This window comes from uncultured Sphingomonas sp., assembly GCF_913776855.1.
Lineage (GTDB): Bacteria > Pseudomonadota > Alphaproteobacteria > Sphingomonadales > Sphingomonadaceae > Sphingomonas.
In genome coordinates this window covers 22,574-35,371 of sequence record NZ_CAJYQD010000048.1, presented here as the reverse complement: position 1 = coordinate 35,371, position 12,798 = coordinate 22,574, and the positions used below count along the sequence as shown (strand labels likewise).

10 protein-coding genes are annotated in these 12,798 nt (G+C 66.5%); all 10 read left to right on the top strand.

Annotated elements, in window-relative coordinates; all coding sequences use genetic code 11:
* Positions 1-22 precede the first annotated feature (22 nt).
* The 10 genes from QZ755_RS14950 (at position 23) to QZ755_RS14905 (ending at position 12,750) form a co-directional block, all read left to right on the top strand.
* Entirely contained in the window at positions 23-1,324 is a 1,302-nt protein-coding gene (locus QZ755_RS14950) for a CitMHS family transporter (RefSeq protein ID WP_294324429.1), read from the top strand.
* Positions 1,325-1,328: 4 nt separating this feature from the next.
* Entirely contained in the window at positions 1,329-1,973 is a 645-nt protein-coding gene (locus tag QZ755_RS14945) for a TerC family protein (protein ID WP_294324426.1), read from the top strand.
* A 16-nt stretch (positions 1,974-1,989) separates the two neighbouring features.
* Complete coding sequence (locus QZ755_RS14940; protein ID WP_294324424.1) at positions 1,990-2,649, top strand: alpha/beta fold hydrolase; 660 nt, start codon at positions 1,990-1,992, stop codon at positions 2,647-2,649.
* 68 nt (positions 2,650-2,717) lie between these two features.
* Entirely contained in the window at positions 2,718-3,569 is an 852-nt protein-coding gene (asd, locus tag QZ755_RS14935) for an archaetidylserine decarboxylase (RefSeq protein WP_294324422.1), read from the top strand.
* Between the two features lie 294 nt (positions 3,570-3,863).
* Positions 3,864-6,878 carry a TonB-dependent receptor gene (locus QZ755_RS14930; RefSeq protein ID WP_294324420.1) on the top strand — a complete coding sequence of 1,005 codons (3,015 nt, stop codon included), beginning with the start codon at positions 3,864-3,866 and terminating at the stop codon, positions 6,876-6,878.
* 64 nt (positions 6,879-6,942) lie between these two features.
* Positions 6,943-8,478 carry a tryptophan halogenase family protein gene (locus QZ755_RS14925; RefSeq protein ID WP_294324417.1) on the top strand — a complete coding sequence of 512 codons (1,536 nt, stop codon included), beginning with the start codon at positions 6,943-6,945 and terminating at the stop codon, positions 8,476-8,478.
* Entirely contained in the window at positions 8,471-9,178 is a 708-nt protein-coding gene (locus QZ755_RS14920; protein ID WP_294324414.1) for a SapC family protein, read from the top strand. The genes QZ755_RS14925 and QZ755_RS14920 overlap by 8 nt, the downstream gene beginning before the upstream one ends.
* Positions 9,171-10,178, top strand: coding sequence for a cupin-like domain-containing protein (locus QZ755_RS14915; protein WP_294324412.1), 1,008 nt, complete (start codon positions 9,171-9,173; stop codon positions 10,176-10,178). The genes QZ755_RS14920 and QZ755_RS14915 overlap by 8 nt, the downstream gene beginning before the upstream one ends.
* Positions 10,175-11,656 carry a tryptophan halogenase family protein gene (locus QZ755_RS14910; protein ID WP_294324409.1) on the top strand — a complete coding sequence of 494 codons (1,482 nt, stop codon included), beginning with the start codon at positions 10,175-10,177 and terminating at the stop codon, positions 11,654-11,656. Before QZ755_RS14915 ends, QZ755_RS14910 begins: the two co-directional genes overlap by 4 nt.
* On the top strand, positions 11,656-12,750 hold the full coding sequence (locus QZ755_RS14905; RefSeq protein ID WP_294324407.1) for a substrate-binding domain-containing protein: 1,095 nt from the start codon (positions 11,656-11,658) through the stop codon (positions 12,748-12,750). Before QZ755_RS14910 ends, QZ755_RS14905 begins: the two co-directional genes overlap by 1 nt.
* Positions 12,751-12,798 lie beyond the last annotated feature (48 nt).

Here is a 12,798-nt window from a genome sequence, read left to right as displayed (position 1 = left end):
CCTTTCAGGGAGCATTACGCCCATGAACCTCGCGCTGCTCGGCTTCCTGATGGTGGCCACCTTCATGACGCTCATCATGACCAAGCGGATGACCCCGCTGGTCGCGCTGATTACCGTTCCCACCGCCTTTGCGCTGTTCGCCGGTTTTGCCGGCGGCCTGGGCGACATGATGATCGACGGGATCAAGAACCTCGCGCCGACCGGCGTGATGCTGCTGTTCGCGATCCTGTTCTTTTCGATCATGACCGATACCGGGCTGTTCGACCCGCTGGTCAACCGGCTGCTGAAGGTCGTGCATGGCGATCCGCTGCTGATCCTGATCGGGACGGTCGTGCTGTGCGCGATCGTCAGCCTCGATGGCGATGGGTCGACGACCTACATCATCACCATCGCCGCGCTGCTGCCGCTCTACAAACGCTACGACATGAACCGGCTGTATCTGTGCTGCCTGTTGATGAGCACCAGCGGGGTGATGAACCTGACGCCGTGGGGCGGGCCGACCGCGCGGGCCGCCAGCGCGCTGAAGCTCGATCCGGCCACGCTGTTCCTGCCGCTGATCCCCGGCATGATCGCCGGCCTCGCCTTCCTGATCGGCCTTGCCATCTGGTTCGGGCGCAAGGAGCGTCGCCGCATCGGGCACGTCAAGGCGAACGAGCCGACCGCCTTCACCGGCATGGCGGTGTCGCAGTTTCCCGAAGCCCGCCGCTATCACCTGCGCTGGTTCAACGGCGCGCTGACGCTCGCGCTGATCGCCGGGCTGGTGCTGGGCATCCTGCCGCTGTCGGTGCTGATGATGCTCGCCTTCGCCATTGCGATGATCGTCAACTATCCCCAGGTCGCCGAACAGAAGGAGCGCATCGCCGCCCACGCCGGCAACGTCCTGTCGGTCGTGTCGCTGATCTTTGCCGCCGGCATCTTCACCGGCATCTTGTCGGGCACCGGCATGGTGGAGGCGATGAGCAAGGAAGTCGTCGGCTTCATCCCGCCCGCACTCGGGCCGTACATGGCACCGATCACCGCGCTGCTCAGCCTGCCGTTCACCTTCTTCATCTCCAACGACGCCTTCTATTTCGGGATGCTGCCGATCCTTGCCGAAGCGGGATCGCATTACGGGGTCGAGCCGATCGCCATCGCCCGCGCGTCGTTGATGGGACAGCCGGTCCACCTGCTCAGCCCGCTGGTACCCTCGACCTATCTGCTCGTCAGCCTGGCGGGCATCGACCTCGCCGATCATCAGCGCTTCACGCTGATCCCGGCGACCATCGTCTGCGCGGTCATGACGATCGTCGGCATGGTCGTGCTTGCCTTTCCGTTCGTCAGCTGACGCCATGCACGACCTCTGGAACCAGATCGTCAGCGATTTCGCGAATATCGGGTCGCCGTCCGCGCTGGCGGCGTTCGGACAGGTGGTACTGATCGACGTGATGCTGGCCGCCGACAATGCGATCGTCGTCGGTGCGCTGGCCGCCGGGCTGCCCGCCGACATGCGGCGCAAGGTGATCCTGATCGGGGTCGGCGCGGCGCTGTTGCTGCGCGTCGCCTTCGCGCTGGTGGTGACGCAGCTGTTGCAGGTCACCGGACTGGTCTTTGCCGGCGGGCTGCTGCTGGTGTGGGTCGCGTGGAAGATGTGGCGCGAGCTGCGCGGCGAAGCCGGCGAGGATGCGGTCGCGCAGGCCGCGCCGCGCAGCTTTGCCGGCGCCGCCTGGGCCGTCGCGATCGCCGATGTCAGCATGAGCCTCGACAACGTACTGGCGGTGGCGGGCGCGGCGCGCGACCATCCCGGCATCCTTGCGGTCGGGCTGATCCTGTCGGTCGCGCTGATGGGGGTTGCCGCCAACGTGCTGGCGCGCGTCATCGAACGCTATCGCTGGGTCGCCTATATCGGCCTTGCCGTCATCCTCTACGTCGCGTGCCGCATGATCGTCGAAGGGCTTATCGACCCTTCGCGCGGCGTGCTGACGCTGTTCGCCTGACCTTGCAGGAGCTTCCATGATCCAGCCTTCGATCCCGCTCGTCCTGCTCCCCGCCATGGGGTGCGACGGACAGCTCTGGGCGCGGCAGGTCGTCGACCTTGGCGACATCGCGCATCCCGAACTTGGCGACCTCACCGTCGACGACAGCCTGCCGGCGATGGCGGCGCGCGTGCTGGCCCACGCACCGCCGCGCTTCGCCGTCGCCGGGGTCAGCCTGGGCGGCTATGTCGCGCTGGAGATGATCCGGCAGGCGCCCGAGCGGATCGCGCGTGTCGCCCTGTTCGGGACGCGCGCGTCGATGGAGATGCGCGCGCGGACGGTCGGCGAACAGGGGCTGCTCGCCACCGCGCCGCACGCCGATCCGATGCTGACCCCGATCATCAGCGGCCCCGTGCAGGCGATGGCCGAGCGGGTGGGGGCGGAGGTGTTCGAACGGCAGCAGCGCGCACTGCTCGCCCGGCCCGACCTCGACGCCGCCATCGTCGCGGTGCGGGTGCCGACGCTGGTGGCGGTGGGCGACCGCGACCGTATCTGCCGGGTCGAGGATGCGCAGGCGCTGGCGACCCGCATTCCCGGTGCGCGCTTCCACGTCATCCGCAACTGCGGGCATCTGTCGCCAATGGAGCGGTCGGGCGAGGTCACGATGCTGCTGCGCGACTGGCTGGGCGAGGACTGAGCGCAAAGGATCGACGCGGCCGATAAAGCCCGTACAAGGGCTGTCCCCGATTGCTGCCCGAGAAGTCGATGTCCGATACCCTGAAGGTGCTGCTGCAACATGTCCTGCCCAAGCAGCGGATGACCGTCCTTGCCGGTCGCATCGCCGGGGCGCGGGGCGGGGCGATGACCACGCGGCTCATCCGCTGGTTCGTCGGCAAATATGTTGTCGACATGGGAGAGGCGGCGAACCCGGACATCGCCAGCTATGCGACGTTCAACGACTTCTTCACCCGCCCGCTCAAACCCGGTGTCCGCCCGATCGCGGCGGCGGATTTCGTCTGCCCGGTCGACGGCGCGATCAGCCAGCTGGGGGCGATCGACGACCAGCATATGGTGCAGGCGAAGGGGCATCGCTTCACCACCACCGATCTGGTCGGTGGCGACGCGGAACTGGCCGGGCGGTTCCAGCATGGCAGCTTCGCCAATCTGTACCTGTCGCCCAGGGACTATCACCGGCTGCACATGCCCTGCGACGGGCGGTTGCTGCGGATGATCCATGTGCCGGGCGCGCTGTTTTCGGTGAACCCGGTCACCGCGCGCGGCGTGCCGAACCTGTTCGCACGCAACGAGCGGGTGGTGTGCGTGTTCGAATCCGCCGAACACGGCCTGTTCGTGATGGTGCTGGTCGGGGCCACCATCGTCGGCAGCATCGCCACGCCGTGGCATGGCGTCGTCAACGCGAAGCGCACGGGCAAGCTGTCGGAATGGACCTATGCCGATCGCGCCATCTTCCTTGCCAAGGGGGAGGAGATGGGCCGTTTCCTGCTGGGTTCGACGGTCGTGATGCTGTTCGAACGCGACCGGATCGCCTTCGCGGCCGATTGGGGCCCGGAGCGGACCGTGCGGCTAGGCGAGCGGATGGGCGACCGCCCGGCCTGACATCCACCCGTCTCGCTATGGCGACGGCGACCCGGTGCAGCCGGGTGGCGGGCGACGGTTATCGGGTGCCGTCCGGAATGCGCAGCCCCGCATCACACCGAAACTTGTTCGGCAATCCTGGGCATCGGTAACGCGCTAACCGTCTGACAACGCGGTCAATGTGACCTTCTGGCATCACTTCCCTGAGAATGTTCACATAAACATTACGGTCGGCTTGACTTGCTCCTACCCCTGAGAAAGTGAACGTTCTCAATAAACGCACAATATGATGCGCACGAAAAGGGGAGGACTGACATGCGTGGCAACGCCACTCGTACCGTTTCGCGTTGGATGATCGGGGCATCGGCCGGCGCGCTGGTCGCCGTATCGGCCCCCGCCCTTGCCCAGGACGCGGCGGCGACGCTCGGCCAGCCGGGGGGTTCGGAAATCCAGACCCCTGCGGCGCCCGAGGCGGAGGGCGACGAGATCCTCGTTACCGGTATCCGCGCCAGCCTTCGCGACGCGCTGAACATCAAGCGCAATGCGCAGGGCGTGGTCGACGCGATCAGCGCCGAGGATATCGGCAAGTTCCCCGACACCAACCTTGCCGAATCGCTCCAGCGCATCACCGGCGTGTCGATCGACCGCGCCAATGGCGAGGGCTCGACCGTCACCGTGCGCGGCTTCGGTCCCGAATATAACCTGGTCGTGCTGAACGGACGCCAGCTGCCGACCTCGACGCTGGGCGACGGCGCCAGCGCGCCGGCTTCGCGCTCGTACGACTTCGCCAACATCGCGTCCGAAGGGATTGCGGGCGTCGAGGTCTACAAGACCGGCCGCGCCGCCGTGCCATCGGGCGGCATCGGATCGACGATCAACATCAAGACGCCGCGCCCCCTCGACCGCCCCGGCATCCGCGGATCGGTCGCGGCCAAGGGCATGATCGACACGTCGCAGAACGGCAAGGATCAGATCACGCCGGAACTGTCGGGCGTGTTCAGCAGCACCTTCGGCAGCGAGGACCAGTTCGGGTTCCTGGTGTCGGGCAGCTATCAGAAGCGCAACGCCAGCGTGAATACCGGATCGGTCGGGTTCGGCAATGCGTTCCTCGGCACTGAAAACGACTGGGGGACGCTGGGCGCCGAAGGGCCGAACGTCATCAACCGTCCGGGTCCGACCGACGTGTACGAAGTGCCGCAGAGCGCGGCCTACAACCTGACCGACATCCGCCGCGAACGGATCAACGGGCAGGTCGTGTTGCAGTATCGTCCGGTCGAATCGCTGACCGCCACGGTCGATTTCACCTATTCGCGCAACAAGGTGGAAGCGCGCGACAGCAGCGTCGGCATCTGGTTCAACTTCGGCGACACGTCGAGCGAATGGACCGACGGTCCCGCCGCCGGACCGGTCTTCTACACCGAACGCTTCGGACCCGGAAAGGACCTGTCGTACAGCGGCTCGCTGACCGCCAATGTCAGCGAGAACAAGTCGCTGGGCGGCAATCTGAAGTGGGAAGCGCCCGGCGGCGTCACCGTGACGCTCGACGCGCATCATTCAACCGCGGAGTCGAAGCCGACGAACCAGTTCGGCTCCAGCACCTCGGTCGGCTCGGCGATCTTCGGCGTCGCATCGCAGACCGTCGACTTCACCAAGGACCTGCCGGTCATCTCGTACGTGATGCAGCCGGGGATCGATGCGCTGAACCCCGCGAACATCAACGCGACCGGCAATTCGTTCCGCAACGCGTATTTCCGCGACGAGATCAACCAGGTGCAGCTGAGCGGTCATTACGACCATGACGGCGACTTCCTCGATTCGATCGACTTCGGCTTCTCCTATGTCAACAACAAGGTCCGCTCGGCCTATGGCTTCGTCCAGAACGATACCTGGGGCGGCGTAGGCACCCCGGCGGACCTGCCCGACGACCTGTTCACCCGCGTCTCGCTGCCGGACAAGTTCCGGGGGGTGAGCGGCGCGAAGGACGGGATCATCCCGGCCTATTACAAGTTCGATTTCGAACGGATGGTCGGCCTGCTCGACCAGAAGTTCGGCATCTGCGGCGGCGACGGCAACTGCCTCGCCCCGTTCGAGGCCGATCGCCGCATCACCGAGAAGACGATCTCGCCGTTTATCCAGGTCAACAACGCGTTCGACCTGCTCGGCCGTCGTTCGCACCTGATCGCGGGCGTGCGCTATGACCAGACGACAGTCAGCTCGTCTTCGCTGACGCCGATCCCGGTCGGCACGGCATGGGTCGCGCAGGGCGAGTTCAACATCGTCTATTCGGCACAGAGCGACTTCCTGACCAGCAAGGGCAGCTACGACAACTGGTTGCCGGCGGTCGATTTCGACATGGAGGTGCTGAACAACGTCAAGCTGCGTGCGTCGTACAGCCACACCATCACCCGTGCGGACTATAACAGCCTGCAGGGTGGCCTGACGCTGAACCGCCAGTTCGGCATCGCCGGCGGCGGCGGGTTGCAGGGCAATCCGAACCTGGTGCCGTTCCTGTCGAAGAACATGGATGTGTCGGCCGAGTGGTATTACGCACCGACCAGCTATGTGTCGGCCGGCTATTTCCGCAAGAAGGTCAGCAACTTCATCAACTCGCAGGAGGTGCAGCGTTCGGCGTTCGACCTGCGCAATCCGGCCAACGGCCCGCGTTTCCGCGCGGCGCAGGCGGCACTGGGCGGCACGACCGATACCGGGCGCATCCGCGACTATATCCTGCGCAACTTCACGCAGGGCGTAGAGGTCGCCCGTAACGCGGCCGGTGCCCCGATCCTCGACGTGAACGGCTATTACACCGGGCGCATCCTGGGCCTGCCGGAGGACGGGCTGGTCGACTTCCGCGTCGGCACGCCGTTCAATTCGGACCAGACGGCGACGCTCGACGGGTTCGAATTCGCGATCCAGCACAGCTTCTGGGACACCGGCTTCGGCACGATCCTGAACTATACGATCGTGCGCGGCGACGCGAAGTTCAACAACGCGCTCGACCCCAATGTCGGCCAGTTTGCGCTGGCGGGTCTGAGCGACAGTGCGAATGCGGTGCTGTTCTATGACAAGGCCGGGTTGCAGGGGCGTGTCGCCTATAACTGGCGCGACAAGTTCTATGCCGGGGGCAACCCCAACCCGACCTATGTCGAGGCGTACGGACAGGTCGATGCCAGCGTCAGCTACGAGTTCCGCAAGGGGCTGACGCTGTTCGCTGAGGCGATCAACCTGACCGGCGAAGGGCGTCGCGGGCATCGCCGCAACGAAAACTTCGTGACGTTCGCGCAGCCGGGCTTCGCGCGCTATACCGGCGGCGTGCGCTTCAGCTTCTGACGCCACGAAGCGTTACCGGGCGGCCGCGTGCCGCCCGGTGGCCGGATGACGGGACCAGTATCGCGTGACGCAGCGGGTAAGACGGATCGTGGTCGTCGGCGGGGGCACCGCCGGATGGCTGGCGGCGTGCCGGCTCGCCGCGGCGGCGGACCCGCACGCTCCCGAACCCTTGTCGGTCACATTGGTCGAATCCCCCGACATCGCGACGATCGGTGTGGGCGAGGGGACGTGGCCGACGATGCGCGGGACGCTCGCGCGGATCGGCATCGACGAAGCGACGTTCCTGCGCGCCGCCGACGCGTCGTTCAAACAGGGGTCGCGCTTCGACGGATGGCGCACCGGTGCGCCCGATGATTTCTACTACCACCCCTTCACCGCGCCCGCCGACCTACCCGCCGCCGATCTGCTGCGGGGATGGAGCGAGGGTCGTTTTGCCGAGCGGGTCTGTGCGCAGCCGATGGTCTGTGCCGAAGACCTTGCCCCGCGCCAGCCGGCGATGCCGCCCTATGCCGGGGCGCTCAATTATGGCTATCACCTCGACGCGGGGAAGTTCGCCGAACTGTTGCGAGATACGGCGTGCAACCGGTTGGGCGTACAGCATATTCGCGATCATGTGACAGCGGTCGAGGCGGCAGACGATGGCGATATCGCCGCCGTCGTCACGCGCCATTCCGGGCGGATCGCAGGCGAGCTGTTCCTCGATTGCACCGGCCATGCCGCGCTGCTGATCGGTCGCCATTATGGCGTGGGGACGATCGATCGCACGCCGATCCTGTTCAACGACTGCGCGCTGGCGGTGCAGGTGCCGGTCGCGCCCGACAGCCCGATCGCGTCGCAGACCAATGCCACCGCGCATGACGCCGGCTGGATCTGGGACATCGGCCTGCCCAGCCGGCGGGGGATCGGTTGTGTCTATGCGTCCGATTTCCTCAGCGACGATGCGGCGGCGGCGACCCTGCGCGGCTATCTGTCGCGGACCGCGCCGGGTGTTGCCTCCGACAACCTGTCGTTCCGCCAGCTGCGGTTCCGGTCGGCGCATCGCGAACGGTTCTGGCAGGGCAATTGCCTCGCCATCGGCCTGTCCGCCGGCTTCCTCGAACCGCTCGAAGCATCAGCCATCGTGCTGATCGAACTGTCGATCGATGCGCTGCTGGACGGGTTTCCGGTGGATCGCGACGCGATGGCGTTGCGCGCGCAGCGCTTCAACGCGCTGTTCCGCTATCGATGGGACCGGATCGTCGATTTCCTGAAGCTGCATTATGCGCTGAGCGAACGCGACACCCCGTACTGGCGCGCGCATCGCGACCCGGCGAGCTGGACCGCCTCGCTACAGGAACAGCTGGCGCTGTGGCGGACGCAGCCGCCATCACCGGCCGACTTCGCCCATGTGGGCGAGGTGTTTCCGGCGGCCAGCCATCAATATGTGCTGTACGGCATGGGCATGAAGCCGCCGCCGCCTGGACCGCTTCGCGCCGATCCCGGTGCCGCCGCCGCGCTGCATCAGGTGCGGCAACGCGCGCGGACGCTTGCCGCCAGCCTGCCGAGCAACCGTGCCTATTTCAACGCGCTCACCCCTCCTGCCGGAATTGCCCATGTCTGACCACCAACTGCTGAACGTCGCCGCGCACCGGGACCTGCGGGTCCGCCGCGAACGATCGGTCGCACTGGGCGATGGGGTGATGACTGCGCTGATCGTGCCCGACGAGTTCCGGCGGGTGCAGGGAAGCTATCCCATCCTGTTCCGCCAGAACCGCGAGCGCGACGGTTTCGTCGCGCTCGCGCTGTTCGGGTTCGACGCGGGTGAGAACCTGTTCCTGACCGAAGACCGCTGGGACGCGCCCTATCTGCCGCTGTCGATCGACATTCAGCCGTTCCTGATCGGCGGCGCGCCGGATGGCGATGCGACGCCCAAGGCGGTGATCGACCTTGCCAGCCCACGCATTGCGACCGATGACGGCGTGCGAATCTTCGACCGCGAAGGGCGGCCGTCGCCCTATCTTGACGTCATCCTTGAACGGCTGGGGGCGCTGGATGCCGGCTATCGCGGATCGGCGGCGTTCATGGATGCGCTCGACCGCTACGGCCTGCTCGAACCGTTCACGCTGGAGGTGACGCTGGACGACGGATCGACCAACCGGCTGGTCGGGTTCCATACGATCGCAGAGGAGCGCGTGGCCGAACTCGACGCCGCGACGCTGGGGCGGTTGAACGCCGACGGACATCTGCTGCCGATCTATATGGCGATTGCCTCCCTCGCGAACCTGCCGGCGCTGATCGCGCGCAAGAACCGGCATGGCTGATCTGCCCCCCATCGCCGAGGTCGAGGCGGCCGATGCGGCCACACTCGACCGGCTGCTGCGCGAGGCTACCGCACCGTTCGTGGTGCGCGGTCTCGTGTCCGACTGGCCGTTGGTCAAGGCCGCGCGGCAATCGTCGCAGGCGGCGCGCGACTATCTGGTCCGGCATCACCGCGACATCCCCTTCACCGTATCGGTCGGCCAGCCGGGCAGCGGTGGGCGCCTGTTCTACGACGATGCGATGGCGATGAACTTCGCAACCGTCCGGGCAAAGCTGCCCGATATCCTCGGTGAAATGGGCCGCGTGGAACAGTCGACCGATCCGCGCCCGATCTATCTCGCCTCCATCGACATGCGCGGTTTTTTCGAAGGGCTGGACGAAGCGAACCGCGTCGACCTTGGCACACGCGAACCGCTGGCCAGCATCTGGATCGGCACGCGGACCCGCATCGCCGCGCATAACGACCTGCCGGCGAACCTTGCCTGCGTGGCGGCGGGGCGGCGGCGCTTTACCCTGTTTCCGCCCGACCAGTTCGCGAACCTGCATCTGGGGCCGCTCGACAACACGCCCGCCGGACGCGCAGTGTCGATGGTCGATTTCAATGCGCCCGACGTCGAGCGCCATCCGCGTTTTGCCGAGGCACTGGCGCACGCGCAGGTCGCCGAACTGGCCCCCGGCGATGCGATCCACATCCCCTCTCTATGGTGGCACCATGTCGAGGGGCTGGAACCGTTCAACATCCTCGTCAACTATTGGTGGCGCGACCAGCCACGGTGGCTGGGGCAGCCGCAGGACGCGCTGCACCACGCGATCTTCGCCATTCGCGACCTGCCCGAGGATCAGAAGGCGCATTGGCGTGCGGTGTTCGATCATTATGTCTTTACCAACGACGACGCGGTGACCGCGCATATTCCGGAGGGCGGACGCGGCGTGCTGGACCCGCTGACCGCCGAGAGCGCGGGGCGGCTGCGCAGCTTCCTGTTGCGGCAGCTGGCCAAATGAGCGTCACCCGCGTCGTGATCGCCGGCGGCGGCACCGCCGGATGGATGGCCGCCGCCGCCATCGCCCGGACGATGGGCCGCATGGTGCAGGTGACGCTGGTCGAATCCGAAGCGATCGGCACGGTCGGCGTTGGGGAATCGACCATCCCGCCGCTCGTAACCTATAACCGGCTGCTCGGCATCAACGAGGCCGAGTTCATGGCGGCGACCGCCGCCACCTTCAAGCTCGGCATCCTGTTCGACGGCTGGCATACGCCGGACAGCCGCTATTTCCATTCGTTCGGCACGACGGGCCGCGATCATTGGGCGGCGGGTTTCCAGCATTACTGGCTGAACGGGCGCACGCGCGGGCATGACCAGCCCTATGACGACTATTGCACCGAACTGGTCGCGGCGTTGCAGGGCAGGTTCGCGCACCTGCCGAACGATGCGACCAACTATGCCTATCAGCTCGATTCCGGCCGCTACGCCCAATTCCTGCGGACCATGGCCGAGCGCGACGGCACGCAGCGGATCGAGGGGCGCATCGCGCGCGTCGAACTGGACAGCGAAACCGGCGACATCGCCGCGCTGCTGCTCGACGGCGATCGGCGGGTGGAGGGCGACCTGTTCCTCGACTGCACCGGGTTTCGCGCGCTGCTGATCGAAGGGGCGCTGCACGCCGGTTACGACGACTGGACCCACTGGCTGCCGTGCGACGCGGCGATCGCGGTGCAGACCGAAAGCGTTGGCCCGCCTTTGCCCTATACCCGCGCGATGGCGCATGATGCCGGCTGGCAATGGCGCATTCCGTTGCAACATCGGGTCGGCAACGGCATCGTCTATTGCAGCCGCTATCTGGAGCGGGACGCCGCGCTTGACCGGTTGCTGGGCAATGTCGAGGGGGCGGTCCGGACCGAACCGAATTTCCTGCGCTTCACGACCGGCGCGCGGCGCAAGCAGTGGCATCGCAACTGCGTCGCCATCGGCCTGTCGGGCGGGTTCATGGAGCCGCTGGAATCGACCAGCATCCACCTGATCCAGCGGGCCGTGCTGCGTCTGATCCGGCTGTTCCCGCACGGCGGCGTGCAGCCGGCGGACGTCGCCGAGTTCAACGACCAGCAATTGCAGGACATGGAGCAGATCCGCGATTTCCTGATCCTGCATTACAAGGTCACCGACCGCCGCGATTCCCCGTTCTGGCGGCATTGCGCGACAATGGAGGTGCCCCACAGCCTGCAGCAGAAAATCGACTTGTTCCGCCAGAGCGGACGGGTATTCCGCCGTAACGAGGAATTGTTCGGCGAGAATAGCTGGGTGCAGGTGATGATGGGGCAGGGGATCGTACCGGAGCGGCATCATCCGATTGCCGGCAAGCTGAGCGACGGCGAACTCGACCGGTTGCTGTTGATGATCCGGCGACAGGTGGCCGATACCGTCGCGACGATGCCGCCGCATGGCGATTATGTCGCGCGCTACTGCCCGGCGGATCGCCCCTGATGCCGCGTCGGCGTCAGGCGGTGACGATCAAGCATGTCGCCGCCGATGCGGGCGTATCGTTGCAGACGGTCAGCCGGGTCATCAACAACGAACCCAATGTCCGCCCCGAAATGGCGGAGCGGGTGCGCAATGCGATCAGTCGGCTGGGCTATGTCCCACTGATCGCGGCGCAGCGCATGGGCGGGTCGAAATCGCGCCTGATCCTGGCACTGAACGATCGCGACCGCACCATCGCCGGCTGGCAGAATCGCGAAGGGACCGATTGGGTCGACCAGATGCTGCTGGGCGGGATGCTGACGTGCAGCCGCCACGGCTATCGCCTGATCCTCGAACTGGTCGACACGCATAGCGACCATATCGAACGCGAATTGCTGGGTGCGATCGGCGCGCTCAGGCCCGATGGCGTGATCCTGACCCCGCCGCATTCGCAGGACCCGGTGATCCTCGACCTGCTGGAACGACAGGGTATCGGCATCGCGCGGATCGGGTCGCTGACGCCGGGGCCGGGCTTTTCGCTCATCATGGGCGACGAAGGGGCCGCGCGGATGGCGACCCGGCATCTGGTCGCGCTGGGCCATCGCCGCATCGGCTTCATCGCCGGGGCGAGTGATTATGAACTGAGCGGCTGGCGCGTCACCGGCTGGCAGGCGGCGATGGCGGACGCGGGGCTGGCCGCCGACCTGCTGGCGCCGGGCAGTTTCGACTATGCCTCGGGCTGGGATGCGGCGGGCATCCTGTTGGCAGCAGCCGATCCGCCGACCGCGATCATCGCCAGCAGCGACCAGATGGCGATCGCCACCCTCGAGCGTGCGCGCGAAGCCGGGATGGCGGTGCCCGACGACCTGTCGATCGTCAGCTTCGACGACACGCCGATCGTCCGTTTCGCGATCCCGCCATTGACCGCGGTGACGCAGCCGATCGCGGCGGTCGCCGCCCTGGCGGTCGAGCGGATCATCGCCGAACAGGCGAACGGCGATCCGGCGGGCGAGCCGCAATCGGTCGAGGCCGAACTGACCATCCGGGCATCGACCGCGCCGCCGCCTGCACATCGGCGCAACGCATTGCCGGCCAGCGATCCGGGCGGGCAAATGTAACCCGCCCGCCGAAACCGGTCGACGTGGTTTGCCCGGTTGCTATGACGT